The following is a 26,773-nucleotide window of genomic DNA, read 5'->3' as shown; positions in this document are numbered from 1 at the left end:
ATGGCACGCACCATTCCGGCCGACGCACATTACACCCTGACCAACGCCTCGGTGCCGGAGTCGGTGATGGATCAGCCATCATCCGGCGCCCTCGCCCGTGTCGACCTGACGATTGCCGATGGCGTCGTCACGCAGGCGAGCGCTGCCGGCACGACAGCCCCCCTTCCCAACGTCGTCGACATGGATGGCGGCATTGTCTTGCCCGCCTTTGTCGACCTCCACACCCATCTCGACAAGGGACACATCTGGCCGCGCAGGCCGAGCCCGGACGGCACCTGGTTGGGCGCCCTGATGGCCGTGCAGGACGACCGCGAAAGCAACTGGGCCGCCAGCGACGTCGAGCGGCGCATGGATTTCTCGCTGCGCTGCGCCTATGCGCACGGCACGGCAGCGATCCGCACCCATCTCAACTCTACCCCGCCCCAGCACGAGATCAGCTTCGACGTCTTTGAGAAGATGCGTGATCGCTGGGCCGGCCGTATCGAGATGCAGGCCGTCTCCATCGTCGGTCCCGACACCATGCTGGATCGAGACGCGATGCGCGCCGTCGCCCGTCGCGTCAAGGCGGCCGGCGGCACGCTCGGCGGCTCGACCGCGGTGCATCCCGAGAACGCGCAGATCATGCGCATCCTCATCGAGGTGGCTGGCGAGTTCGGGCTCGATATCGACCTTCATGCCGACGAGTCCCCCGATCCGGCGGCGACGGCGCTGCACTGCCTCGCCGAGGCCGTGCTTGAGACCGGCTTCGACGGCAAGGTGCTGGCCGGCCATTGCTGCGCCCTTGCCAACCAGCCCGACGACCATGCCCGCCGCGTCATCGACAAGGTCGCCGAAGCCGACGTCGCTGTCGTCTCGCTGCCCATGTGCAACATGTATCTGCAGGACCGCCACAACGAGGACGGTGTGTTGCGAACGCCGCGCTGGCGCGGCGTCACCCTGCTCAATGAACTGAAAGCCGCCGGTGCCGCAGTGGCCATTGCTTCCGACAACACCCGCGACCCGTTCTATGCCTATGGCGATCTCGATGGCTTCGAGGTGCTGCGCGAAGGCGCCCGCATCCTGCAGTTCGATCACCCGCAGGACGACGCCTTTGCCTGGGTCCGCTCGGTTGGCGCCGACCCGGCGGCTATCGCCGGCTTTAGCTACAGGGCGACCATCGAGACCGGGGCCCCTGCCGACCTCGTGCTGTTTGGGGCCCGCACTTGGAGCGAACTCATGTCGCGCCCGCAGGCGGACCGCACGGTCCTCCGCCGCGGCGCGACAATCGACACCACCCTGCCTGACTACCGAGAACTCGACGACCTGATGGGAGCCCGTTGATGACCATTGATGCCTTTCGCGCCGACCTGGGCGACATCCCCGTCCAGGATCATCCGCGCATCGTCCAGCAGCGCAGCCGCGACCACTACTGGTACTCGCCTGTGCTCAAGGCCAAGCTCGATGACGTGACCGCCGAGATCGTCGTCTCGCCGCGCTCCAACGAGGAGGTGAAAACCGTCCTGCGCGCCGCCTACGAGCACGGCGTTGCCATCACCCCGCGCGGCGCCGGCACCGGCAATTACGGCCAGGCCATGCCGCTTGCGGGTGGGGCCATGCTCGACCTGATGAACATGGACAAGGTGCTCGAGATCAAGCCCGACCGGGTGCGGGCTCAGGCTGGTGCCGTGATGGAAAAGATCGACCACGAAACCCGGGCCGCTGTGGGTGGCGAACTGCGTTTCCATCCCTCGACCTATCGCATGGCCTCGATCGGCGGTTTCATAGCCGGCGGCTCCGGCGGCGTCGGGTCGGTGCGCTGGGGCGGGCTGCGCAATCTGGGCAGCATTCTCGGCCTCAAGGTCATCACCTGCGAGGCGGAGCCGCGCGAACTCGACCTGCTCGGCGAGGATATCCTCAAGGTCGCCCATGCTTACGGCACCAACGGCATCATCGTCGAAGCCGAGATGCCGCTGACGTCGGCCTATGACTGGGTCGACATGCTGGTCGGCTTTGACGATTTCATCGCCGCCTGCGAGTTCAGCCGCAATGTCGCCCTGCAGGACGGCCTGCTGGTCAAGGAAGTGGCGCCCTGCCAGGCGCCGATCCCCGAGGCCTACTTCACCCGCCACAAGCCCTACATCAAGGGCGGCCAGTCGGTCGTGCTGCTGATGGTAGCGCCGGTGGCTGCAGCGGCCATGACGCTGTTTGTCAGCCACCATGGCGGCGACATGCTCTACCGCTCCGACACCGCCAGCGACGACGAAAAGAAGAAGCTCCCGCCCATCTACGAACTGGGCTGGAACCACACCACGCTGCGGGCCCTCAAGGTCGACCCGACGATCACCTACCTGCAAACGCGCTATCCCAGCATCGAGCACATCAGAACCGTCATGGATATCCTCGGTGACGAACTGCCCATGCATATCGAGATCACCCGGCAGGACGGCGTCGTCACATTCTCCGGTCTGCCGCTGGTCCGCTACACCACCGAGGCGCGCCTCGAGGAGATCATCCGCATTCACGAGGACAATGGCTGCGATGTCTTCAACCCGCACCGCTACACCCTCGAGGAAGGCGGCATGAAGCGCACCAATCAGGAACAGCTCGACTTCAAGCGCGAAGCCGACCCCAAGGGCATGCTCAATCCGGGCAAGATGGTGGCCTGGGAAAATCCGGACTTCGACTTTAACGCGGGACGCGCCTGGCTGTTTGACGGACTCAATCCGGTGCGGGCCGCCTGATGAAAGTCCATGTCGTTCACGCTCACCCGGTCGAGACCAGCTTCAATCGGCACCTGTTTTCGACTGTCGTCGAGGCGCTCGAAGGCAAGGGACACCAGGTCGACGCCCTCAACCTCTACGACGAGGGTTTCGATGCCGTGCTCAGCCGCGAGGAGCGCCTCAACTATCACGACGTCCCGGGCAACCTGACGGCGCTGGTCAAGCCCTTCGTCGACCGCCTGATGAATACCGACGCACTGGTCTTCGTTCATCCTGTCTGGAACTACGGCTATCCCGCCATCCTCAAGGGCTATTTCGACCGCGTCTTCCTGCCCGGCGTCTCTTTCGTCCTCGAGGGCGGCAGCGACCGCGGCAGGCTCCGCCCCAACCTCAAGCACATCCAGAAGGTCGCCTTCGTCACCACCTATGGCGGCGACCGCTTCCGTACCATGGTGATGGGCGATCCGCCGCGCCGCCTGGCGCGCCGCTGGGCCTGGGTGACGTTCGGCACGCCGACCCCACCGAAATATCTCGCCCTCTATGACATGAACAATTGCACGCCGGAGCGACTCGCCGGCTTTGCCGGCAAGGTGCGCACCACCATGGAGCAGTTCTGACCGGAACAATAACTGCCAGGTCTTTCTTGTCTCGGAAGTATGTGTGACTAGAACCATGCCAATTTCCAGGGGCACTGGAGCGAAGCGGCTCACCACGGAAGGTTTAATTCGTACCAAGAGGTAGACTGGTCTGGTCCTTTCCTGCTGAAGCGGGATAAGAACGATCAAACCTTGCGGTATGGCAGTCTGAACAAGTGAGAAAAGAACAGGATTTCTTCGAGGCCGCCGGCCTTGGAATGCAAACTTCCGGGGTGCGGCAGGCCAATCTGCGCGCCATCCTGACACTGGTCGGCACCAATCCCGGCCTTTCTGCGGCTGACCTGTCGCGACGGTCAGGGCTGGCGCCGCAGACCGTGGCGCTGCTGCTCGAGGACCTTTCCAAGGCGGGCCTGCTGCAGGCAGGAGAACTGCTGCGAGGCCGTCGCGGCCAGCCGGCAACGCCCTATACCCTCGCCCCTTCCGGGGCCTTTGGCATCGGCGTGGAAATCGGCTGGCAGCATATCGAGGCCAGGCTGGTCAATTTCACCGGCGACGTCATCGGCGACTATCGTCGCGACTATACCTTCCCCGACGCACGCACCATTTTCAACGAGTTGGGCAACGTCTCCCGGCAATTGGTCGCCAAGCTTCCGGAAAACCAGCGACCCAAGGTCGTCGGCCTGGGAATCGCCTCCCCGGGCGGCATCGATCGCAATGTGGACCTGCTTGAGGCGGGTCCCGAACTTGGTCGCCGCTGGCGGGATATCGATCTGCAGGCCGAGGCAAGTCGGGCGACCGGCCTGCAGGTTCACCTCTACAATGACGGTAATGCCGCCTGCTGGGCTGAACTGATCGCCCACGAGAAGCCTCGTCCCACCAGCTTTGCCTATCTTCTGATCGGCACTTTTATCGGGGCCGGCATCATTGCCGAAGGCGCGCTCTGGGAAGGGCCGACCGGCAACTCGGCCAATCTGGGCTCGATGCTGGTCGCCGACTCGCAGGGCAACCAGAACTTCGCCCACATGCTGGCATCCATCCACGCGCTGCAGCGACGGCTGGCCACGGCCGGTATCGTCATTCCGGCGACCACACCGCTGTTCTGGCCCTGGGACGAATGGGAGCCGCATGTTTCCGATTGGATAGCCGAGGCCGGCCCGGCACTTGCCAAGGTCATCAGCAATACCGCCGCCGTCATCGAGTTCCGCGCCGCCGTTGTCGATGGCGTCATGCCGCCCGCCGTTCTCGACCGCATGATCACCTCGATCCGTGAAAGCCTGGAGAAATTGCCGACATTGACCTTTGACAGGCCTGAAATTCGCCGGGGTCACCTCGGCGGTTCCGCGCCCTCCATTGGCGCCGCCTATCTGCCGATGTACCGTCGCTTCTATTCGCGCGACCTGTCACACATGCGGACCTGAGCCGGCTCAGGCCGGCTTGCCACCAAGGCGTGCCATCAGCAGGCGCTCGATGCCGGCAATGCTGTCATAGATCAGCACGGCCAGCACGCCGACGATCAGCCCGCCCTGCAGCACGAACGCCGTGTTGTTGGTGGTAAGACCGGCAATGATGACTTCGCCCAGCGTCCGCGCCGCCACGGTGGAGCCGATGGTCGCCGTCGACAGCGAGATCACCGTCGCCACCCGGATACCCGAGAGGATCACCGGGAGAGCCAGCGGCAGTTCCACCTGCGTCAGGCGCTGCAACCCGGTCATGCCCATGCCCCGCGCCGCCTCGCGCATATTGGCCGGCACGGTGGTCAGCCCGGTCAGCGCATTCTCGAAGATCGGCAGCAGGCCGTAGAGAAACAGCGCCACCAGCGTCGGCTCGGTACCGAAGCCCAGCACCGGCACCGCCAGCGCCAGTACCGCCACTGGTGGAAAGGTCTGCCCGATATTTGCCAGGCTGCGCGACAGCGACAGAAACTCTTCGCCGAACGGCCGCGTGACGATGATCGCCAGCCCCACGGCCACGATGGTCGAGGCCAGCGTGGCGATGAAGGTGATGAGCAGGTGATTGACCGTCAGGTCGAGCAGATTGCCCTGATTGTAGATCGCCGGGGCATCGAACCGTGTCATTGGTGCAAAGACGAAGGCGAAGCTCTCGGGCGTCACGAGAAACGCCACCAGCAGCGCCAGCACCAGCAGCCGGATGATGACCCCCACGCTCACGCCGGCCGCTCCGCCAGGGCCTTGAGACCATCGAGCGTGATCCGGCCGATGCGCTTGCCGTCCTGGACCACCGGCAAGGCGTCCCGCCCCGACCACAGGCATTCGGCATAGGCGTCGCGCAGCGTAATATGACAGTCGACCGCCTCGCCGGGGGCTTCACCCGCCTCGACATGATTGAGCACGATATCGAGCCCCAGCAGCCGGAACGGCCGGTCGCCCGTGCCGATCAACTGATCGACGAACGGCGTTGCCGGACGGGTGATGATCTCGGCCGGCGGCGCATATTGCAGCAGCTTGCCTGCATCCATCACAGCGATTTTGCTGCCCAGCGTCATGGCCTCATCCATATCGTGCGTGACCAGCACGATGGTGGTGCCGAAGCGCTTCTGGATGGCGAGCAGATCGCTCTGCGCCTTGTGACGGATGATCGGGTCGAGTGCCCCGAAGGGTTCGTCCATCAGCAGGATTTCGGCTCCGGCAGCGAGCGCCCGCGCCACCCCGACCCGCTGCTTCTGTCCGCCGGAGAGTTCGCTGGGCAAGCGATCTCGAAACTGCGCCGGATCGAGCTGGAACAGATCAAGCAGCTCATCGATCCGGGCATCGATCCGCGCCTTGTCCCATCCCAGCAGCTTGGGCACGGTGCCGATGTTCTGCCCGACAGTGCGGTGCGGAAACAGGCCGTGTCCCTGAATGACGTAGCCGATCTGCCGGCGCAACTCGTGGGGTACAAACTCGCGCGTGTCGCGGCCCTTGATCCGCACACTGCCCGATGTCGGCTCGATCAGCCGGTTGATCATCCGCATCAGCGTCGTCTTGCCCGATCCGGAGGTGCCGACGATCACGCACACATCGCCCTGCTCGACCTGCAGCGACACATGGTCCACCACGGTGACGCCGTCATAGGTCTTGGTCAGGCCATCGAGCTCGATCATGCGCTTCCGTTCCCGCGGGTAGATACCATCTCGACCAGGGCATCGAGCACCACGGCTGCCGTGAAGGCCAGCGCCACAGTCGGCACAGCGCCCAGCAGCACCAGATCCATTGCCGTTTGCCCGATGCCCTGAAACACGAACACGCCGAAGCCACCGCCGCCAATGAGAGCGGCGATGGTGGCCAGGCCGATATTCTGCACCAGCACGATGCGGATGCCGGTGAGGATCACCGGGAAGGCCAGTGGCAGCTCGGCGCCGAACAGCACCTGCCGGTCGGTCATGCCCATGCCACGGGCCGCGTCCTTGACTGCCGACGGCACGCCATCGAGTCCGATCACCGTATTGGCCACCAGCGGCAGCAGCGAGTAGCCGAACAGCGCGACCAGTGCCGGCGCCATGCCGATGCCCGAAATACCGAGCGCCGATGCCCCCGGAATGGTCGCCGCCACCCAGGCCAGTGGCGCGATCAGCAGACCGAAGAGCGCAATCGAGGGGATCGTCTGCACGATGTTGAGCAGGTTGAGCACCGTGGCACGCAGCCCGGTGCGGCGGTAGCAGACAATGCCGAGCGGTATGCCGCCAAGCGCCGCCGCCGCCAGCGAACCGAATGCCAGCCCCACATGCACCTGCGCCTCGCGCCAGAAGGCCGAACCCCGGTTGGCATATTCCCGCAGGATCGACAGTTCGTTCCATGCGCCGCTCCACAGCAAAGCTGCAACGGCGGCAATCACGAGGGCGAGGATCCCGATGCGCGGCAGCGGCCGCAGCTTCAATCGGATCAGCGCATCGGCGGCGACCAGCGCAAAGGCAAAGCTCAGCAGCCAGAAACCGCCACCCGGCGACACGCGGGCTACGGTATTGCCCTCAGGGGTGAGGAAACGCGCCGATGCGCCGAGTAGCACCACCAGCGCGGCCAGCACCGCGGCGCTCGCCAGCAGCCGCCAGAGGCTCGGCGTCCGCAGCAGCGCTACTAGCGTCGCCACCCCGATCAGGCCATAGAGAAAAGTCGCCGGCAGCAGCGGCAGGGCGAACCCGATCGTCAGCGGTTCGCCCGAAACGATGCGGTTGGGCCGCGAGATGACGAACGGCAGCAGAAAGACGCCGGCGAGCACCAGCAGTGCGATGATGGTACCGAGCTTGTCGACCCGCCACAGGCGGATGTCAGGCGTGGCAATGCGGGCTGGGGTCGTGTCCGACATGGGTGCCGGGGCGGCGTGAGGCCGCCCCGTCAGCGCTTATTTCAGAAAGCCGTTACTGGTCAGCCAGTCCTTGGCGACGTCGCTTGCCGCTTCGCCGTTGACCTGGATGCGGCCATTGAGCGTCTGCAGCGTCACCAGGTCGAGCTTCTCGAACACCGGCTTGAGCAGCTCGGCAATCTCGGGATGTTCGTTCAGCACAGCCTCCCGGATGGTCGGCGCCGGCTCATAGACCGGCTGCACGCCCTTGTCGTCCTCGAGCACGGTCAGGCCAGCTGCCGAAATGGCGCCGTCCGTGCCGTAGACCATGGCCGCATTGGCCCCGTCGGTCTGCTGTGCCGCAGCCGCGATGGTCGCCGCGGTATCGCCGCCCGACAGAACGATGAGCTGCTCCGGCGACAGCGTGAAGCCGTAAGTCTCCTGGAACGCCGGCAGTGCCGATGCGGAATTCACGAACTCGGCCGAGGCCACCAGCTTGATCTCGCCGCCACCCGCCACATAGGCGCCGAACTCGGAGAAGGTCTTGATCGAGTTAGCATCCGCAACATCGCTCCGGATTGCCACGGCCCAGGTGTTGTTGGCCGGTGCCGGTGTCAGCCAGACGATCTTTTCGGCGTCATAGTCGAGCTGTTTGGCCTTGTCATAGGCCATCGCTGCGTCCTTCCAGGCCGCGTCGTCGGCCATGTTGTAGAAGAACGCCGCATTGCCGGTATATTCGGGGTAGATGTCGATCTCGCCGGCCTTGATGGCCTCGCGCACGATCGGTGTGGCGCCGAGCGACACCTTGTCGGTGACCTCGATGCCATTGGACGACAGCACCTGCAGGATCATGTTGCCGAGCAGGGCGCCTTCGGTATCGATCTTGGAAGACACGACCACCTGGGCCGATGCTGCCGTTGCCATCAGCGCAAGGCCAGTGGCCGCGCCGACAATCCGGGTGAAAAGTCGCATGATGGTCTCCTTCTGTCGCCAGCCTCGCCGGCGCGAATTGCAAGTAACGCCAGCGAGCCGGCGATGGAGTGCACCAAAGTCCAGCATGGTCTTTTGGTGTCTGGCAGTCAAAACACTCTAGATGCCCGCAGTGACAGATTGTGTCAGTGTTTCGCCGGGACTTTGTAAATCTTTATTGATCCCCCGCCCTTTTGCCCGCCCGTCCCGACTTCCGTTCCAGCGTCAGCCAGGCAATCACGGCCGACCCCAACGCCAGCGCCGCCGTCACATAGGCGATGGCAGCAAACGCTACGTCCGTCGCCGCGACTGCTTCAGGCGGCAAACCACCGGCCACTGCCGCACCAAACGAATAGGCATCCGCACCACTGCCGAGAACGCCGTTGAACACCAACGCACCGAGCCCACCCATGGTTGCCACGGCCAGCAGTCCGGCAACACGCGCCACGGCATTGTTGATCCCCGAGGCCGTGCCGGTGTCATGGTCCGATACCGCGGTCATTACCGCGGTCGACAATGGCGACACCACCAGACTCATGCCGAGGCCAAAAAGGATCATCATCGGCAGCACCACGAACCAGACGCTATGCGTGCTCACCAGCGCCCCGAGCCCGAAAAAGCCCAGCGACACCAGCACCGAGCCGGCAGTGATCATCGGTCCCGGCCCATACCGGTCGGCCAGCGTGCCCGCGAAGGGCGACAGCACCGTGAGCAGGACCCCGAGCGGCAGGAGGATCAGCGACACCTGCGCCGGCGATACGCCCCAGCCGACGATCAGCGTCGTCGGCAGATAGAAGGTGATGGCCGCCAGCGCGAAATAAAGCGCGAAGGTCAGTCCCTGCGCGCCGGAAAACGACGCCTGGCGAAACAGCGTCAGCGGTACCATCGGCGCCTTCGCCCGACTTTCCCACCAGATGAAGACGGCACTGAGACCGACCCCGCCCGTGCCGAACAGCAGCCGCGTCGTCATCGTGGCGCGTTCGCCGGTCAGGGCCAGCGCCAGCAGCAGCAACGCGGCCGTTCCCAGCGCTGCGCCGATGACGTCGAGCCGCCGGTCGGCCTCCGGCATGTCCGGCGGCACCCTGAGGACGAGCAGCAGCAGCGCCACGATGCCGAGCGGCAGATTGACCGCGAACACCAGCCGCCAGCTCCAGTCGCCCAGCGCCGTGAGCAGCAGCCCGCCGCCGACCGGCCCGGCAATGGTGAAGAAGGCCGAGGCCGATGACCAGATGCCGATCGCCCGGCCGCGCTCCGACTTGGGATAGGCCTTGGCGATGATGGCCAGGCTCGAGGGCACCATGAATGCCGCGCCAAGTCCCTGCACGGCACGGGCCGCAATCAGCCACCCTGCATCCGGAGCCACCGCCGAAACCAGCGACGCCAGCACAAAGACCACGATACCGCCGATGAACACATTGCGGACGCCAAACCGGTCCCCGGCGGCACCACCGAGCAGCAGCACAGAGGAGAGCAGCAGCAGATAGGCATTGGACACCCATTGCGCGTCCGACAGCGTTGCCCCGAGATCGGCCCGGATGGCAGGCGTGGCGATCGAGATGACCGAACCGTCGATGAACCCCATCGACGACGCAAGGATGGCTGCCACCAGCACGAAGATGCGGCGCTCGGACGGGCAGAACGGCGTAGGCGTGCTCATGCGCGGGCTCGCGACGGGTGTATCGGCAGCGACGCTACTCCCGAAACGGGGTCGCCGCTACGCCCCGATCGGCTAGTAGTCGGACTCGTAGAAGACGCCGATGCTGGTCTCGCCATCCGTGCCAGTCGAGGCCTTCGCCTTGATGTCCTCGGTGATGTCGAGATTGACGGTGACACGCGACTGCCCGTCCGCCCCCGCCTGAACGCCGAGATAAACATTGTCCTGGATGTAGGTGCCGGCCTGCACCGCCAGGTTGCCGTCGTCGCCGGTGACGATATCGAGATCGGCGAGACCCGCCTTGCCGCGCAACGAGTCGACCAGCGAGCTGTTCGAGCCGCCCGCCAGTTCCGCCGCCGCGCCGGCCAGCTTGGCGAGCTGCAATGGTGTCAGCTCGCCCATCGAGCGATTGAACAACAGGCGCGACAGCACCTCGTCCTCGGGCAGCGCCGGATTCGACGAGAACCGGATGGAAAGATCCGAGGCGCGGCCGCTGGCCGTCACGAAGACGGTGATGCCGTCGCCCTCGGTGCGGGCAGTGAAATCGAGCAGCGGGTCGAGATCGCCGACCAGGGTCACCGAACCGCTCTCGAAGGTGATCCGCTGCCCGAGGATCGCCAGGCGACCACGCGTCAGACTGAAGCCGCCCACCGGCTGAATATCGGTCAGCGATCCGGTCAGCCGAACCGATCCACCGACTTCGGCATCGAGCCCGCGGCCACGCACAAAAATCTGGTTCGGTGCAGATACATTGACGTCCAGCCGGATATCGGATGGTCGCGCAGCCCGCGCGTTGCGGCTCGCCTCGTCGACCTTGGCCCGCGCCAGCGTCGCCGCCACGCCGGCCGGCGTATTGCGATGGTCGGCATCGACATAGGTTGTGCCCTTGCCGAAATCTTCGGGAACGGTGATGTCGGCCTTCTCGATTGTGACGTTGCCCGACAGCAGCGAGCTTCCGGCCAGTTCGCCGGTCAGCGACAGGCTGCCGGAGGCCGTCGCCACGAAGAGATTGCCGTCGGCATAACGCGCCTGGTCGAGGCGGATCGAGAGGTCGGCCGTATTGCCGCCGGTCAGCCCCACAGAACCACCGACAGACACGCTGCCACCCGTCGACAGCCGCGCGCCGAGTGTGTCGATGACCAGCCGCTCGCCCGACAGCGTCGCGCTGCCGCCGATATCGACGAGCCGCAGATTGAGTTGCGGGTCGACATAGCCGGCGCCGCCGGTCGACACGGTGCCGGTAAACTGCGGCTTGGCGAGGCTGCCGCTGACCCGCGCCCGCAGCGTCGCGGTACCGCTCAACTGCCCACCGCGATCGGCGACGAAACGGTTGGCAAGCGCAAGCGGTGCCGAGCCGTTGAGATCGATGGCGAGCCCGTCGCCCTCCAGCGGCACGCGACCGCTGCCGGACATCTGCAGCCCGCCCTGCCCGCTTGCAGTAATCTGGTCGATCGTCACCATGCGGCCGACGAGACTGCCACGCGCAGAGGCCTGCAGCGGCGTGATGCCCGCACTGGCCAGCGTGCGGTCCGACTGCAGCGTCGCATCGACGGTAAAGCGGGTGGTGTCGCCACTCTGCGAGGCATCGGCATCGAGCCGGTCCACCGTAAAGCCGCCGGCCGTCACGGTCTGCGCGCGGATCGTGCCGTCCACGGCCGGCGTGCCGAAGAGGTCCTGCAAGGTCGCCTTGATGTCGGCAGAACCAACCACGACGTCATTGGCCTTGAGGTTCTCGATCCGGCCGCTGACATCGGCCGCCTGCTGGCCGTCGGCCGCCCGCAGGGTGATCGCCGCATTGGCGCTGCCCGTCGCCTCGATCAGTGCCAGGGCAGCAGCGGTAGTGATGTTGGGCGACTCCAGCAGCAACTGCCCGCTGAGCAACCCGTCTGCATCCTGCGCGACGTCGCCGCTGAACACCGTCGGTCCTGCCTCGAACCGCAGTCCGCTGAGCCGCTTGCTCGTTTCGTCCGCCGCGACGCCGCCCGCTAGCGCGACGCGGAAGCCGTCGAGCATGGCGTTGCCACTCAGATCGCCGGCCAGCGCCCCGCCCTCGGTGAGATTGCCGGCAAAGCCGACGACCGCATTGGCGAGCGTCTTGCCGGCGAGGCGCCCCTGGGCAACACGCGCCGTCAGGTCGAACGCCACCGTGCCCTTGCCCTTGGCCGAGCCGGTGACCTGCAGCCTGCCACTCGCCTCGGGCGACAGCAGCGCCAGGTCCGCCAGATCGGCGGAGAAATTGAAGTCGGCTGCCCCCGTGGCAAGGCTGCCATCGGCGCGGATCTCGACCTTGTCATTGCCGATGCGGAAGTTCTCGGCCACCAGGCCGGTCTCATTCCGCGCCACTCGGCCGGTGAGCTTGACGCTGCCGGCCAGCACGGTATCGAGCGCCGGCTCGGAAACCTGCAGATCACTGGCCGTGCCGTCGAGTGTCAGATCGAAACCGCCGCTCAGGGCGCTGGCCGTGCCCGTCGCGGTCAAGGCCATGGCGCCATTCAGGCGGCGGCCGGCAAGACCCGAGAACGGCGCAATCGACGCCGTTTCGATACCGAGCCGGCCGTCAAAAACGAAATCCTGCACCGTGCCGGAGAGTGCCATGGTCAGCGCCTTGCCGACCAGCCGCAGTTCGGCCAGCTGGATGGGTTCGCCCGCCGTCCACAGCCCGGCCAGCCCGAAGCCGGCGCTGTCGCCCAGCGCCGACTGGATGTCGGCATCATCGCTGACAATACCGGCAATCGTGCCGTCGGCATTGAAGGTGACGCGGCGGGTCGCCGGATCGGTCAGATTGGCGGCAACGCCGCTGGCCGTCATGGTGATCTCGCGGGCCGCCAGATCGCCATTGTCAAACCCGCTCGCCGCCAGATCTGCCGACCAGGTCTCGCCGCCGGCGCTGCCATAGTCGATGGCAAGGCGCGCATTGCCGACGCTGGTCCTGGCTCCAGGCACCGGCAACAGCACGCGCGCCCCGGCCGGATCGGCAATGGTCGCCTCGAGTGCCAGTTTGCTGAGAAAACCGTCGCTGGTGGTGTCGGCGCTGCCGCTCAATGACAGCTGCCCGCCGCTCAGTCGCAGAGCCTCGATGGTAACGCCGCCTGCGGATCGCACCAGCGCCCTGGCGGTGAGCGCCGTCCGGGCGCCGAAGAATGGCCGGTAGATCTCCGCCATCAGCGAAGCGACCGGGCCGCCGAGATCGGCATCGATCTGCAGCCCGCCCGCCACCTGCTGCAGCGTCGCAACGCCTTCCAGCGCCGTCTCGCCACCGGCGTTGAGCTCCATGCCGGCTCGCAGATTGTCGACGGGTCCCTTGCCGGCGACGCTGAGGGCGATCTCGGGCTTGCCCTCGATATTGAGCAGGTTGGCCAGAATGCCATTGGGCGGCTCGGTCAGCTTGACCGCAATATCGACGGCCTTGTCGGCATTCTGGTAGCCCACATTGATGGCCAGCTGGCCGCCCGGTCCGTCGAGCCGGTCGATCTGCATCGCCGTGGTCAGCGATCCGCCTTCCAGCGTCAGGCTGCCGGCCACCGCAATCTCCGAGCCAAGTCCGAAGACGCTCTCGCCGAAGGTAACCCTGGGCACCGACAGCTTGTCGAGCTGGATGGCAACCGGGAACTCCGGCACTTCGAAAGCGGTCGCTTCCGGCTGCGGCAGATCCACCTCGCCGCTTGGGATGGCATTGCGCAGATATTCGATGCTGTCGGCCTGCAGATCGCGCACCAGCAGGCGGCCGGTGAACAGCGCCCCCTGATCCCAGTCAATCGCTGCGTTGTTGACGCGTAGCCAAACGCCCTCCTGATCCGAAATGGTGATTTCCCGGATCGAGGCCTGGCTGGACAGCGCGCCGTCGATATTGGAAATGCGGATCTGCCGGTCAGGTGTTGAGAGCTGTCCCTCGACAAACTGCACAAACCAGTCGCGCTGCTCCTCGGGCGACATCTGGTCCTGCGCAAACAGCGGCAGCGCCACGAGGAATGCGAGCCCGGCAAGGGCCAAGGCAATGACGCGCCCCATCAGAACGCCTGCCCGATGCCGACATAGAGCGCGAAGTCCGGATCACCTGCCTGCTTGTTGAGCGGCACAGCGAGATCGAGCCGCAACGGCCCGAGGCTGGTGTAGTAGCGCAGGCCGACGCCGGCGCCGATGCGCAACTGGTCGATGCCCGGGAACGTATCGGCCGCGACATAGCCACCATCCACGAAGCCGACGACGCCGATTTCGTCAGTCGCCTTGAAGCGCGCCTCCAGCGAGCCTTCCAGCAGATAGCGGCCACCAGTGATCGTGCCGCCGGAATTGACCCCGATGCCCTTGTAGGCATAGCCGCGCACCGAACTGCCGCCGCCGGCAAAGAACAACCGGTCCGGCGGGATTTCCGACAGCGAGGGGCCGAGCAGCGCCCCGACCTTGGCACGCGCCGCCAGCACCAGGCGGTCATCCATCAACCCCAGATAGCCGCGCGCCTCGATGGTGCTGCGGAAGGCCGGATTGCCATAGTAGAATTCGTAGAACGGCTCCGCCGTCGCCGCGAGGTAGAACCCCTCGGTGGCGTCCTGCGCATTGTCGCGCGCGTCCCATACGGCAGCCGTGCTGAGGCCGGCGAGCGAGAAGTCACGCGAACCGAAGCCATCCTCAAACAGCGATCGCTCGTAAAAGGCCGACCCGTCGAGCGTGATCTGATCGGTCAGGTACTGCGTCAGCCCGACGCGTCCGGTTGCCGAAGTCTCGGTATAGGCCGGCAGCACCGTGCGCTCTGCCGCAACGGCAGCGACCAGATCATTGTCCGGATTGAGAAAGCCGGGCTTGGTGAAGGTGGCGCCGAACGCATAGTCGAATTCGGCGGTGTTGACCGGCCAGTTGATGCCGGCGACCTTGGCATCGAGCCGCAACCGCTCGGCCCGGCCGAAGAGGTTGCGCCAGAGGTGGAAGCCCTCGACACCGATGCCGTCGACGCTGGAATAGGTGGCGCCGACGCCGAACCGGCGCTGCGCCTGTTCCTCGACAATGACATTGAACGGCAGCACACCATCGCTGCCGATCCCGCCGGCGGCTTCGAGCCGCATGGCCCGGAACACGTCGAGCCGCGCCAGCCGCTTTTCTGCCCGCCGCAGATCGTCGGGATCATATTCATCGCCCGGCTGCAGGCCCGTCTGCTGCGCCACGAAGTCAGCATCCATCCGCTCGTTACCCTGCACGGCGACCGGACCATAAACAGCGCGGCGCCCCGGTTCGACCTGGATGGTCACATCGACGGTCTGGCTGGCATGGTCGGCAACAACATCGCGACCGGCCACCCTAGCCTCCGCATAGCCCAGTTGCTTCCACGCCTCGATGGCCTGCTGCTCGGTGAGCAGGATCACTGACGAACGCGCCACTTCGCCGGCGCCGAAGCCCAACGTCTCGGGTAGATCGACCTGATCACCCGGGTCGTCGGTCTGCGGCGCCCGGTTGGCGATGCCGATCCGGCCAAAGGTGAACAGCGGCCCGGGTTCCACCCGCAGCGCCACTGCCACCGGATCAGGCAGCCGGGTGTCCGGCGGCAGCTTCGCAGCTTCGCGCCCATCGACCAGGATGCTGATCGTGCCGCCGTAGTAACCGGCGTTGTAGAGCGCTCCGAGTATCCGCTTGTAGTCGCCGCGCGCCCTGGCCAGCAGACCGGCCACGCCCGAGGCCGGCTGGTCCTGCTCCTTGAGGAGGCTCGAGGCGGAGCGAATGGCGGCCTCGACATCGCCGGTCGCCGACGTCGTCAGCGCGGCGCTATAGCCCTGCGGGTCGGCAATGACCGACGCGGCGTCGCTCTCGCTCTGATCTTCAAAGAACTTGATGCCAAAAAATTCGAACGCCAGCGCGCTCGTGCCAGACATGGCCAGAAACGCCATGACGGCCAGTCCAGAGCTTACCCGCCGCAGGAACAGTGTACAAATCCTCGTCGCCCGATATCGCGTCACAGCGACACCCACCCGATTGCCAAAGCGCGACGCGCCGCTCCGACGACTACGCGTTCAACTGACAGTCATCTATGCGGCAAGTTTGTGACCAGAAGCCTAAACCGCACCCGCTTTCGCCTATCGTGACTGCCCTGGCAGCGCAAGGTGCAGCCCGGCATTCCTAGGCCGCAAGGCCATCGGCGAGAAACAGGTTTGCGCGGTCGGGCTGCATCGCCAGGTGCAGCTCCTGACCGGTCTTTACGTTCAGGTCGCCGTTGAGAGCAACGATGATCTGCTGGCCGGAACCGAGGAGCACGGCCGCCAGCGTCTCGTTGCCCAGCCGCTCGACCATGGCGACCTTCCCCGTCATGTCCTGGGCACCGTCCAGCGTCAGGTGATGGGGCCGCACTCCGAGGGTCACCTCGTCGCCGGGCCTCGCCGCAACGTTGCCCTTCGGCAGCACCAGACGGCCAATGTCAGACGACCCTACCACTATGGAGGTTTCGTCGCAGGCCTCCACTTTCGCCTTGAGGAAGTTCATTTTGGGCGAACCGATAAAGCCTGCAACAAAGAGGTTGGCCGGATGGTGATAGAGCTCGAGCGGCGTGCCGACCTGCTGCACGACGCCGGCGTTCAGCACCACGATCTTGTCGGCCAGCGTCATCGCCTCGACCTGGTCGTGCGTGACATAGACCATGGTGGCGCCAAGGTCGGCGTGCAGCTTTGACAACTCCATGCGCATGTCGACGCGCAGTGCTGCGTCAAGATTGCTGAGCGGCTCGTCGAACAGGAACACCGCGGGGTTGCGCACGATTGCCCGTCCGATAGCCACCCGCTGGCGCTGGCCGCCTGACAACTGGCTTGGACGACGGTCGAGCAGCGGCTCCATCTGCAGGATGCGCGCCGCTTCGGCCACCTTGGCATCTTTTTCCGCCTTGGGCGCCTTGGCGATGGTCAGGCCGAAGGCCAGATTCTCGCGTACCGTCATGTGCGGGAAGATCGCGTAGCTCTGGAACACCATGGCGATACGACGATCCTTGGGCGGCAGGTCGTTGACCACGGTGTCGCCGATTGTCAGCGTGCCGCCGGAGATGTCCTCGAGCCCGGCAATCATGCGCAGCAGCGTGGACTTGCCGCAACCGGAGGGGCCGACAAACACCACGAACTCGCCATCGGCAATCTCGATGTCGACGCCCTTGATGACCTCAGTTGCGCCATAGCTCTTCTTGATCGCCTTGAGGGACACTTGTGCCATGGCGCTACTCCGCTGCCCGGGCGGCTGGAACCACCGCGAGCAGCCCGCTGTCATCGATGGTGACGGACTCGGGGTCCATCACATAGCCCCCGAACTTGTCCTTGCCGCCGTCCGCAAAGCCCATGATCACCAGGCCATCGTCAGTCTCGACAATGCGCGCCGCGTAGCGGCGACAGGGCTCGGCGCCGTCGAGAAACTTGCCCGGCGCGATCTGCCAGGGGCCACGCGGATCATCGGCGATGAGATAGTGGTTGCCAGTCACCGGGGACTGCGGATTGAACTGCTTGTAGGCCTCGGACCAATGCGTCGACGAGGTGCAGAACAGGCAGTACCACTTGTCGCCGGACCGGAAGACCTGCGGCACTTCCAGCTGGCCGAAGCCGCCGGAGAACACCGGCTTCTGCAGGATCCAAGTCATCAGATCGGGCGATGTGGCAAGGCCGATGGCGCCGCCCGCATTGGGCTCTTCCACGCCGGGCACCCGCGCCGTGAAGTACATCAGCCAGCCGTCACCATCCGGGTCGCGCATTACCCACGGGTCGCGCATGGCGCGATCGTGCCAGTGGCCAACCGCATGCTCGACCTCGTAGAATTGGGCCGCCGGCCCCGTCAGATCGAGGCAGGGCTGGTCGCCGACCCGCTGCCAGTTATGTCCATCTGCCGACGTCGCATGGCCGATGCGTTGGTACATGCCGGCCTCTGCCTGACGGGAACCGGTGTAGAACAGATGCCACAGGCCCGCATCGTCGCGGGTCACGGACCCAGTCCAGGTCGTCATGTCGTCCCAGGCCGGGCCCACTGCAGGCGCCAGGCAGGTACCCTGGTGCGTCCAGTTCACCAGATCGGTCGAGACGGCATGGCCCTGCGACACGTTGAAGTGGCGCAGATCGGGATCACCGAGGCTGCGATCAGCCTGCAGGAAATAGCCGTGATACTGATCGCCATCGCGATAGTACCAGCTGTCCCAGATCCATTTGTCCTTGAGTGCGATGGTCATAAGCAGTCTCCGTCAGCCCTTGACGCCGGTCGAGGCGATCGAGGCGATAAATGCGCGTTGCAGGAAGAGGTAGAAGGCCAGCACCGGCACGGTGATCATGGACAGATAGGCCATGATCTCGCCCCAGGCCCGGTTGAGCTGGAAGAAATATTGCAGCCCGACCATGACCGGCCGATAGGCTTCCTGCTGTACCACCATGAGCGGCCACAGGTATTGGTTGTACATGGCGAGGAACTTGAGGATCGCCGCCGTCGCCAGCACCGGGCCGGCAAGAGGCATGACCACGCGGCGATAGACCTGCCACCAGCTGGCACCCTCGACACGGGCGGCCTCGATCAGTTCTCCCGGCAGATCCTTGAAATACTGCACGAAGAGAAACACCGTCAGTCCGTCGGCGATGAAGGGGACGATCTGCACCTGGTAGGAGTTGAGCCAGCCAATGGTCAGCCCGTCCAGCCCGATCCACGGCAGCTTGGAGGCAATCAGCAACAGCGGAATGGCGATGGTCTCGAAGGGCACGATCAGCGTCGCCAGAATGACGGTCAGCACAAGGTCGCGGCCGCGCCAGCCGATGAAGACGAAGGCGAAGGCAGCTGCCGAGCAGACCAGCAGCGACAGCAGAACGGTGACACCGGTGACCAGCACCGAATTGAATACGAACAACCCCACCGGCGCGCGGCGGAAAGCTGCCGCATAGTTGTCGAGCGAGATGTCGCCGACCGGCAGGAAGGCCGCCAGGCTCTTGGTATCGACCAGCAACTGCTGGTCAGGCTTCAGGCTGGACATCAGCATGAAAACCAGCGGGAAGATGAACATCGCCGCGATCAGCACCAGGACGGCGTAGCGGACGACAAGGCGCAGTCGGTGATTGTCGGAACCGGTATTGGCCATCATGCCTTCTCCCGCGTCAGCCAGCGTTGCAGCAACGAAATTGACAGCACCAGCACGAAGAGGATCACCGAGATGGTGGAACCACCTGAAATGTCCTGCTTGCCGTAGCCGCGTTCGACGGCCTGGAAAACGATGGTCTGGGTGGAGTCCAGCGGCCCGCCACCGGTCATCACATCGATCTGCGCGAACAGGGCAAAGGCCTGCATGGTGATCACGATCAGCACCAGGATGGCCGTATTGCGCAGCCCGGGCCAGGTCACATAGCGGAAGGTCTGCCATGGACTGGCGCCTTCAATGGCAGCGGCCTCATAGAGCGTCGGGCTGATGGTCTGCAGGCCCGAGAGCCAGATCACCATGTGAAAGCCCACGGCCTGCCAGATCGACATGGCCATGATGGCGCCGAGCGCCGTGGACGGCTCGCCGAGCCAGTCGACCTTGGGAAATGCGCCGAAACTCAACGCTCCCAGCAGGTTGTTCAGCAGCCCGCTATTGCCGTCGTAGATGAAGCGCCACAGCAGCGAGACCACGACGATCGAAACCACGACGGGCATGAAATAGATGGCGCGGAAGATGTTGATGCCGCGCAGTCGCTGGTTGATCAGCAGCGCCAGCCCCAGCGCCAGACCACCCTGTACGGGCGCCACGACCAGCACGAAGAGGAAGGTGTTGACCAGGGCCTTCATGAAGACGACGTCGCGCACCAGCACAAAGCTGCGCGCGTCGCCGAACGGCACGCTGAACCATTCACGCATGCCGGCAAATTGCGGATAATCGGGGTTGTTGCGGACCAGGCGACGGACAGAGGGATACTCTGCCTCTCCGGCGTCGTCGCGGACGATTGCCCCAGCCTCGTCGCGCACCGGGTCGAGGGTCAGGACACCGATGCCCAGCAATTGCTCGTAGTTGGAGAGGCCGACGAACTCGGTGGGATTGGGCGAGATCAGCCGCTGGTTGGTGAAGCTGAGGGCAATGGCAAAGATGAACGGCAGGACGATGAAACCCGCCATCAGCAGGGACGCGGGACCCGCCATGAGCCATCCCGCACGATTCGATCTGGAGAATTTCGATGCCACGTTGAGCGCCCTTGCTGAGAAGTGGGACCCCGGCCGGAGCCGGGATCCCGTCAGGTGACGAGGGAGACCTAGAAGCCGTAATTGCTGTTCTTGGCGATGTCGGCGTTGATCTCGTCGACCGACGCATCCAGCGTGTCGGCGACGTCGGCCCCGTTGGCGATATCGGCCATGGCCTTTTCGAACACCTTGGCCGCAACGACATAGCCCGGAGTCACCGGACGCAGTAGCGCCTGCTTGGCGGAAAGTTCATAAAACACTGCCAGCTTGCCGCCGTCCTTGTAGTGCTCGGTCATTGCCGCAGCAGTCGGGGTTGCGGGGATCAGGCCGATACCATCGGAGAAGGCGGCAAGGTACTTGTCCTGCAGCGCGAACTCGATGAAGGCCGAGGCACCCTCGGGATGTTCGGACTTGGCCGAGACGCCGAACTGCCAGGACGCCGCACCGATCTTCGGGCCGTTGCCGAAATCTGGGGCCGGCAGGAAGACGGTGTCGTCAAAGGCTTCCAGTGCGCCAAGTGCCGCCCAGTTGCCGTTCCACGAGAACGCATACTTGCCTTCAGCGAAACCGGAGTCGCGATCGGCCGGATCCTGCGTCGCCTGGGCGTAGCCGCCAGTGAAGAGGCCCTGCCACCACTCGCCAAACGCCACGGCTGCATCGCCGTTCAGCGCACCTTCGGCGGTGGTGTAGGTGGTGCGATCGATGATGTCGCCGCCAAAGCTCTGGAGGAAAGGCGAGAACGCGTAGGGGTACCACTCGCCGGTCCAGGCCATGCCGGGATCGAAGGCTGCCTGATATTTGCCCGACTCCTTGGCGGCATCGAGCGCGGCCATGAACTCGTCATGGGTCCACGGCTGCTCCAGCGTCGGCGTGCGCAGGCCCAGTTCATCGAGAATGGACTGGCGGGTAACCAGCGCGACTGCTGCGTCCCACAGGCCGATGGAGTAGAGCTTGCCATCCCACATGCCCTTGGTGCCAGGCAGGAAGGTTGCAATCTTGGATTCATCGATCTGCAGCGGCTGCATGTAGCCCGACCAGGCCCAGTTCGGCATGACGGGGCCATCGACATCGAGAATGTCGGGCAGGTTGCCGGCCAGCGCGCCTGCAACGACGCTGTCATTATAGGCGGCCTGCGGGAAGCTCTCGAGTTCCACGACCCAGTCGGACTGGCTGGCGTTGAAGTCGGCAACGACCTGGTTGATGATCTTGGCTTCCACGTCGTTGCCGGCGCCGTGATACCACATGCTGAGCGTGGTCTGGGCCATGGCGGGCCCGCTGAGCAGCGTTGCGCCCAGAAGCAGGCCGGTGACGGCTGCGAACTTGTTCATTCTCAATCCTCCCTGATGACTTTGAGTTGGGTGACGTTGGAGCGGCGCTGCTCGGTGACAGAGCCACGCCAGTGCACCGGTCCGGCCACGATGGCCGGGTTGGCGCTGTCCCGGCCCTGGCCGGAAATCAAGCCAAGCAGACGCTGCGCCGCGCGCACGCCGATGGCGGTGTAGGGCAGTTCCACCGTGGTCAGCGGCGGATAGAGGGTCTCGGCGATGACGCGGTAGTTGTCATAGCCGGCGACCGAGATTTCGTCGGGCACCTTCATGCCGCGTGAGCGCAGGATGCCGTAGACCTTGAGCGCCAGCCGGTCGTTGCCGCAGCAGATGACCGTCGGCGGTTGCGAAAAGCTCAGCATCGAGTCGATGACGTCCCAGAGCACCTGGGTCTCGCCTTCCGGATCGTCGATCTCGCAGGGCTGCACCAGGGCTGCGTCATAGGGCAGGCCCGCCGCCTCCAGCGCGTCGCGATAGCCCTGCTTGCGCAACGGCGTGGCGACGATGTTCTCGCGCAGGGTGAGATAGGCGATGCGCTGGTGCCCCGCGTCGATCAGCCGGGCGACAAGCTCGCGCTGGCCGCGCCGGTCATCGGGGATGACGGCCGGGGTGTTGTGGGTGTCAAAGCAGTTGGCCAGCACCATGGGTGTATTGGCCGGCACCTTGGGCAACAGCACCCGCTGGTGATACTCCGCCACATAGAGCAGCCCCTCGACGCGATGCTGGATGAAGGTGTCGATCAGCGCCGGGACCCGGCTGGAGTCGCCACCAGTGTCGGCAATCATCAGCGTCTTGCCGCTGGGCGCAATGACGTTCTGGATGCCTTGCACGATCTGCAGTTCGGGCAGGCCGGACACCCGCCCGTCCTGCGGCGTGGTGGAAATCGCCCCGGTAATCAGGCCGATCAGGCCGGAACGATTGGAGCGCATCATGCGCGCGGCGCTGGAGGGAACGTAGCCGAGGGCGGTCATGGCGGATTGCACGGCGTCGCGGGTTTTCTGGCCGACGGGCGCGTCGCCGTTCAGCACGCGGCTGACGGTTTTCGGCGATACGTTGGCCGCTTTCGCGACGTCGTAAATCGTGGCCATGTCTCACTCCCGCTTGTCATCCCGGATTATGACACCGATGTCATGACACCGATGTCATAGGCTGTCTGCGGGACGTGAGTCAAGGGGCCGGGCTTCGGTGGCGTCTGCGGTGCCAAGTCGCGCCGGGGTAGAAGCGCCGCAAAAGAGAGGAGGCAAAGGCCGACAAATGGCACCTGCCGCCACACTGCAAAAGGCAGCCTCGCCGCAATATGGCCTGCTTGATGAACGGCTTATGAACGGCCCCGGGCGCACGTCCCGGCGCGGATGGACGACGCCCGACCGGATCTAGCCGGAGACGGCGCGGTCGATGCCGCCCGATGCTGCAAATCCGTCCAGCGCTTCGGGCATGTGGAGGAAGTAACCCTGCCCCCGCGGCACGCCGAGTTCCTGCAGAACGCGGAGCGAGTCCTCGTCCTCGACCTTTTCGGCAATGAGGTCGCAGCCGATGGTTTCGGCGATCCGCCGCAGCGACGAGACGATTTCGCGGTTCAGCCGGTTGACGGCAATGCCGCTGACCAGCGAGCCGTCGATCTTGATGGCATCGACGTCGAACTTCTGCAGATAGGAGAACGAGCTCAGGCCTGCGCCGAAATCATCGAGGGCAATGCGGCAGCCACTGGCCCGCGCCGCCCGCATGAAGCTTTCGGCGGCGCCCGGATTGGTGATCGCCGAGGTCTCGGTCAGCTCGAACCATATCCGGTTCGGGTCGACGCCCGCTTCAGCCATGGCCTGCTCGACAAAGTCCCAGATCTGCAGACTGCTGACCGTCTGCGCCGAGAAGTTGAAGGCCAGCGGCGTGTGCGCGAGCGTGCCGGCAAACCGGGTGAGAGCCGTCCTGAACACCCAGCGGTCGAGCGCCGAGGCCAGCCCGAAGCGCTCGGCGGCCGACACGAACTCGACTGGCGGGATAGACCGCCCGCTGGTCGAATTCAGCCGCGACAGTACTTCGATATAGCTGCACTCCGGGGCGCCCGGCGCCAGCGTCAGCACTTTCTGTCCGAAGAGCCGCAGTCGCCCGTCGCGCTTGGCAACGTCCAGATCCGAAACCAGCCGGGCTGCCGTCAGCCCCGATGAGGTCGGGCCCGACTCGGTGAACGCCGACCAGCAGTTCCGGCCGGCCGCCTTGGCCGCGTAGCAGGCGTCATCGGCCCGCGCCAGCGCATCGGTGACCGGCATGGCCGGATCGGCGATGGCCGCAATGCCAATGCTGACACTGACCCTCGACTGCAGACCGCTGGAGGCGTTGTAGTCATTGACCAGGCCGAGAATGCGGAGCGCCCTGGTACGGGCCTCCAGATCGTCGCCGGCCATGAGCAGCGCAAATTCGTCGCCGCCCAGACGCCCCAGCGCGGCGCCGTCCGCCACCCTCGTCAGGATATCGGCCAGCTTGCGCAGGATGGTGTCGCCAGCGGCGTGGCCGGCGGTGTCGTTGATGACCTTGAAATGGTCGAGGTCGATGAACAGCAGCGCCACCGGGTGATGCTCCGAGTCGGCGATGCACTCGGTCAGCTTCTGCTCGAACGCCTTGCGATTGAGCAGCCCCGTCATCGCGTCGTGATTGGCCGCCCAGTGCAGGCTGTCACGATGCAACTCCTCTTCGGTGACGTCGCGGATCGTGCCGATCTGCCGTCCCGAAGCGCCGTCGATCTGGACCAGCCGGGCAAACGTCTCGACGTGGCGCACCGAGCCGTCCTCGAGCACGATGCGGTATTTCATGCTCACCGTATCGCCGCCGATCGAGTCGTGGCTGCGCTCGATCCGCTCCTTGTCCTCGGGATGCAGGAAGCGGTGCCAGGTCTCGCGGTCGATCTCGCCGTCGCCATGCGGCAGGCCGAAGATCTGCCGGGTGCGCGCATCCCAATAGCTCTGCTGCGTCGCCAGGTCGAACTGCCAGATGCCCAGTTCGCTGGCCTCCAGGGCCAGCCGGAACCGCTCGTTCACCTCCTGCAGCTGCAGCGCCGTGCGCTTCTGCTGGGTGATATCGGTCTGCACCCCGACCATCCGGGTGGGGGTGCCGTTGGCATCCCGCTCGACAATGCCGCCACGGTCGAGCACCCAGATCCATTCGCCGCTCTTGTGCCGCAGCCTGAGTTCGGTCTCGATCTCGTCGACTTCGCCGCTCAGATGGCGATCGCCGCTGGCCACGGCCCGCTCCACATCCTCCGGATGCGCCAGCTGGATCCACAGATCGCTGGCCTGCGCCAGTTCGCCGGGCGCATAGCCCAGCATCTCGAACCAGCTGTCCGAGTAGGTGCAGGTGTCGTCGAGCAGATTCCAGTCCCAGACGCCGACGCGGGCACGACGGATGGCGTGTCGGTTCGCGTCTTTTTCGATCTTGGACATGGGTTGAATAGCTTCCGGGGCCTGTCGGTCAAAGATAAGCAGAGGTCGTTAATGGCACGTAATCGACGCCAACCGAACCTGCTTGGCCTGGATTCAGCGCCGCTTGTGCCTACTGGTGCGGAAATTTCGCCGCCGGCCGAGACACTTCCGGAAAGCCGTCATTCCCGTCAGGCAACTGGTCGGTTATGGCTTGGACATGCAGGCCTCGACTGGCCGGCTTGCTGAAGGAGGACGCTGCATGTCGCTGCCCGCCGACACAGCCTATCGGGACATTGCCGGCATTGCCCCGCAGATCGCAGCCGGCACCCTCTCGCCGGTCGAGTTGACCGAGGCAATGCTGGCGCGCATCGCGACGCTCGAGCCACGCCTGCACACCTACGCCACCGTCACCGCCGATCTCGCCCGGCAGCAGGCCCGGCGGGCAGCGGACGAGATTGCGGCCGGTCGTTACAGGGGGCCGCTGCATGGCGTGCCGATCGCCCTCAAGGATCTGGTCTGCACCAGCGGCATCCGCACCATGGGCGGCTCTGCGGTGTTCGACGATTTCGTGCCGGAGACCGATGCCACGGTAACGCGCCGGCTGGCGGAAGCCGGCGCCGTGCTGCTGGGCAAGCTCAACATGACCGAAGGCGCCATGGGCGGGTACCATCCCGGCCTGCTGATTCCCGAGAACCCCTGGCGTCCGGGGTACTGGGCCGGCGCCTCTTCCAGCGGCTCGGGCGCGGCGACAGCCGCCGGACTGGCGTTCGCGACCCTGGGCAGCGACACGGGTGGCTCGATCCGGCATCCGGCGGCAGTCTGCGGCTGCGTCGGGCTCAAGCCCACCTGGGGCCGGGTCAGCCGCCACGGCATCATGACGCTCGCTGCCTCGCTCGACCATGTCGGCCCGCTGACGCGCTCCGTGCGGGACGCTGCAATCATGCTGCAGGCCATCGCCGGACACGATCCGGCCGATCCGACCAGCCTGCCGGCCGCCGTGCCCGACCTGCTGGTCGGCGTCGGACGCGGCGTAGCGGGCCTGCGCATCGGTCATGACGAGCGCTACACCTTCGAAGACATGGAACCGTCCTTCGCCCAGGCGGTGCTCGACGGCGTCAGGACGCTGGAGCGCCTTGGCGCCACCATCGTGCCTGTCCGCATGCCGGAACGACTGCGCGACTATCTCGCGGCCTGGCCGCTGATCTGCGGCGCCGAAGCGGCGCTCGCCCATGCCGCGACCTTTCCGCAGCGGGCCGCCGACTACGGGCCGTTCTTCCGCCAGTGGCTGGACCGCGGAACGGCGTTCTCGGCCATCGACTATGCGCGGGCCAACGACCTGCGCCTCGCCTGCAACGGCGCCATGCAGGTCCTGATGCAGGACATCGACCTGCTGGCCTGCCCGGCCACCGCCCGGGCCGCCTATCCGGTCAGCCCGGACACCCTCTACGGTCCGATCCCCGCCGACCGCGACACCTGGACCAGCCGCTTCACCGTCCCCCACAACTATGCCGGCCTGCCCACCATCGTACTGCCCGCCGGACTGACCCATGACGGCCTGCCGGCATCCCTGCAGCTGGTGGGTCCCCCCTTGTCGGAGCCCCTGCTGGTGCAGGCCGGCACCGCTTTCGAGGACGCAACCGACTTCCACACCCTCCACCCGCCGGCCTAGACCGGCCCTCATGGTCAACGGCTCCACCGGTCCGCAACAGTGCCG

The 26,773-nt window shown here is 65.5% G+C and carries 19 protein-coding genes; 5 read left to right on the top strand and 14 right to left on the bottom strand.

Features of this window, described 5'->3' with window-relative positions; genetic code table 11:
* The 4 genes from AC0L4C_RS06800 (at position 1) to AC0L4C_RS06785 (ending at position 4,713) form a co-directional block, all read left to right on the top strand.
* Positions 1–1,320 carry a cytosine deaminase gene (locus AC0L4C_RS06800; protein ID WP_473402867.1) on the top strand — a complete coding sequence of 440 codons (1,320 nt, stop codon included), beginning with the start codon at positions 1–3 and terminating at the stop codon, positions 1,318–1,320.
* Positions 1,317–2,720, top strand: coding sequence for an FAD-binding oxidoreductase (locus AC0L4C_RS06795; RefSeq protein WP_473402866.1), 1,404 nt, complete (start codon positions 1,317–1,319; stop codon positions 2,718–2,720). The genes AC0L4C_RS06800 and AC0L4C_RS06795 overlap by 4 nt, the downstream gene beginning before the upstream one ends.
* Positions 2,720–3,316, top strand: a complete 597-nt coding sequence (locus AC0L4C_RS06790) for an NAD(P)H-dependent oxidoreductase (RefSeq protein WP_473402865.1) — start codon at positions 2,720–2,722, stop codon at positions 3,314–3,316. The genes AC0L4C_RS06795 and AC0L4C_RS06790 overlap by 1 nt, the downstream gene beginning before the upstream one ends.
* A gap of 194 nt (positions 3,317–3,510) precedes the next feature.
* Positions 3,511–4,713: an ROK family protein gene (locus tag AC0L4C_RS06785; protein ID WP_473402864.1), complete on the top strand. Its 1,203-nt coding sequence runs from the start codon at positions 3,511–3,513 to the stop codon at positions 4,711–4,713.
* A gap of 6 nt (positions 4,714–4,719) precedes the next feature.
* Here AC0L4C_RS06785 and AC0L4C_RS06780 read toward each other — a convergent pair whose 3' ends face one another.
* The 14 genes from AC0L4C_RS06780 to AC0L4C_RS06715 form a co-directional block, all read right to left on the bottom strand.
* Positions 4,720–5,463: an ABC transporter permease gene (locus AC0L4C_RS06780; RefSeq protein WP_473402863.1), complete on the bottom strand. Its 744-nt coding sequence runs from the start codon at positions 5,461–5,463 to the stop codon at positions 4,720–4,722.
* Positions 5,460–6,395, bottom strand: a complete 936-nt coding sequence (locus AC0L4C_RS06775) for an ABC transporter ATP-binding protein (protein ID WP_473402862.1) — start codon at positions 6,393–6,395, stop codon at positions 5,460–5,462. The genes AC0L4C_RS06780 and AC0L4C_RS06775 overlap by 4 nt, the downstream gene beginning before the upstream one ends.
* Entirely contained in the window at positions 6,392–7,594 is a 1,203-nt protein-coding gene (locus tag AC0L4C_RS06770; RefSeq protein ID WP_473402861.1) for an ABC transporter permease, read from the bottom strand. The genes AC0L4C_RS06775 and AC0L4C_RS06770 overlap by 4 nt, the downstream gene beginning before the upstream one ends.
* Before the next feature lie 36 nt (positions 7,595–7,630).
* Complete coding sequence (gene osmF, locus AC0L4C_RS06765; protein ID WP_473402860.1) at positions 7,631–8,542, bottom strand: glycine betaine ABC transporter substrate-binding protein OsmF; 912 nt, start codon at positions 8,540–8,542, stop codon at positions 7,631–7,633.
* 172 nt (positions 8,543–8,714) lie between these two features.
* Complete coding sequence (locus AC0L4C_RS06760) at positions 8,715–10,196, bottom strand: MFS transporter (protein ID WP_473402859.1); 1,482 nt, start codon at positions 10,194–10,196, stop codon at positions 8,715–8,717.
* Positions 10,197–10,268: 72 nt separating this feature from the next.
* Entirely contained in the window at positions 10,269–14,201 is a 3,933-nt protein-coding gene (locus AC0L4C_RS06755; protein ID WP_473402858.1) for a translocation/assembly module TamB domain-containing protein, read from the bottom strand.
* A complete protein-coding gene (locus AC0L4C_RS06750; protein WP_473402857.1) occupies positions 14,201–16,048 on the bottom strand; it encodes an autotransporter assembly complex protein TamA in 1,848 nt (615 codons plus the stop codon). The genes AC0L4C_RS06755 and AC0L4C_RS06750 overlap by 1 nt, the downstream gene beginning before the upstream one ends.
* 244 nt (positions 16,049–16,292) lie before the next feature.
* Entirely contained in the window at positions 16,293–17,366 is a 1,074-nt protein-coding gene (locus tag AC0L4C_RS06745; RefSeq protein ID WP_473402856.1) for an ABC transporter ATP-binding protein, read from the bottom strand.
* Between the two features lie 4 nt (positions 17,367–17,370).
* Entirely contained in the window at positions 17,371–18,363 is a 993-nt protein-coding gene (locus tag AC0L4C_RS06740) for a hypothetical protein (RefSeq protein ID WP_473402855.1), read from the bottom strand.
* A 12-nt stretch (positions 18,364–18,375) separates the two neighbouring features.
* Complete coding sequence (locus AC0L4C_RS06735; protein ID WP_473402854.1) at positions 18,376–19,257, bottom strand: carbohydrate ABC transporter permease; 882 nt, start codon at positions 19,255–19,257, stop codon at positions 18,376–18,378.
* A complete protein-coding gene (locus AC0L4C_RS06730; RefSeq protein WP_473402853.1) occupies positions 19,254–20,285 on the bottom strand; it encodes a carbohydrate ABC transporter permease in 1,032 nt (343 codons plus the stop codon). The genes AC0L4C_RS06735 and AC0L4C_RS06730 overlap by 4 nt, the downstream gene beginning before the upstream one ends.
* 110 nt (positions 20,286–20,395) lie before the next feature.
* Positions 20,396–21,652 carry a sugar ABC transporter substrate-binding protein gene (locus AC0L4C_RS06725; protein WP_473402852.1) on the bottom strand — a complete coding sequence of 419 codons (1,257 nt, stop codon included), beginning with the start codon at positions 21,650–21,652 and terminating at the stop codon, positions 20,396–20,398.
* Between the two features lie 2 nt (positions 21,653–21,654).
* Positions 21,655–22,737: a LacI family DNA-binding transcriptional regulator gene (locus AC0L4C_RS06720; RefSeq protein ID WP_473402851.1), complete on the bottom strand. Its 1,083-nt coding sequence runs from the start codon at positions 22,735–22,737 to the stop codon at positions 21,655–21,657.
* Positions 22,738–23,022: 285 nt separating this feature from the next.
* Positions 23,023–25,080, bottom strand: coding sequence for an EAL domain-containing protein (locus AC0L4C_RS06715; protein ID WP_473402850.1), 2,058 nt, complete (start codon positions 25,078–25,080; stop codon positions 23,023–23,025).
* 238 nt (positions 25,081–25,318) lie between these two features.
* On the opposite strand from AC0L4C_RS06715, the gene AC0L4C_RS06710 reads away from it, so the two are divergent.
* Complete coding sequence (locus AC0L4C_RS06710; protein WP_473402849.1) at positions 25,319–26,728, top strand: amidase; 1,410 nt, start codon at positions 25,319–25,321, stop codon at positions 26,726–26,728.
* Positions 26,729–26,773: the final 45 nt, after the last annotated feature.

Source organism: Devosia sp. J20-27 (assembly GCF_055808595.1).
The sequence above is the reverse complement of the archived record's forward strand: the minus strand, read 5'-3'. Positions and strand labels throughout refer to the sequence as shown.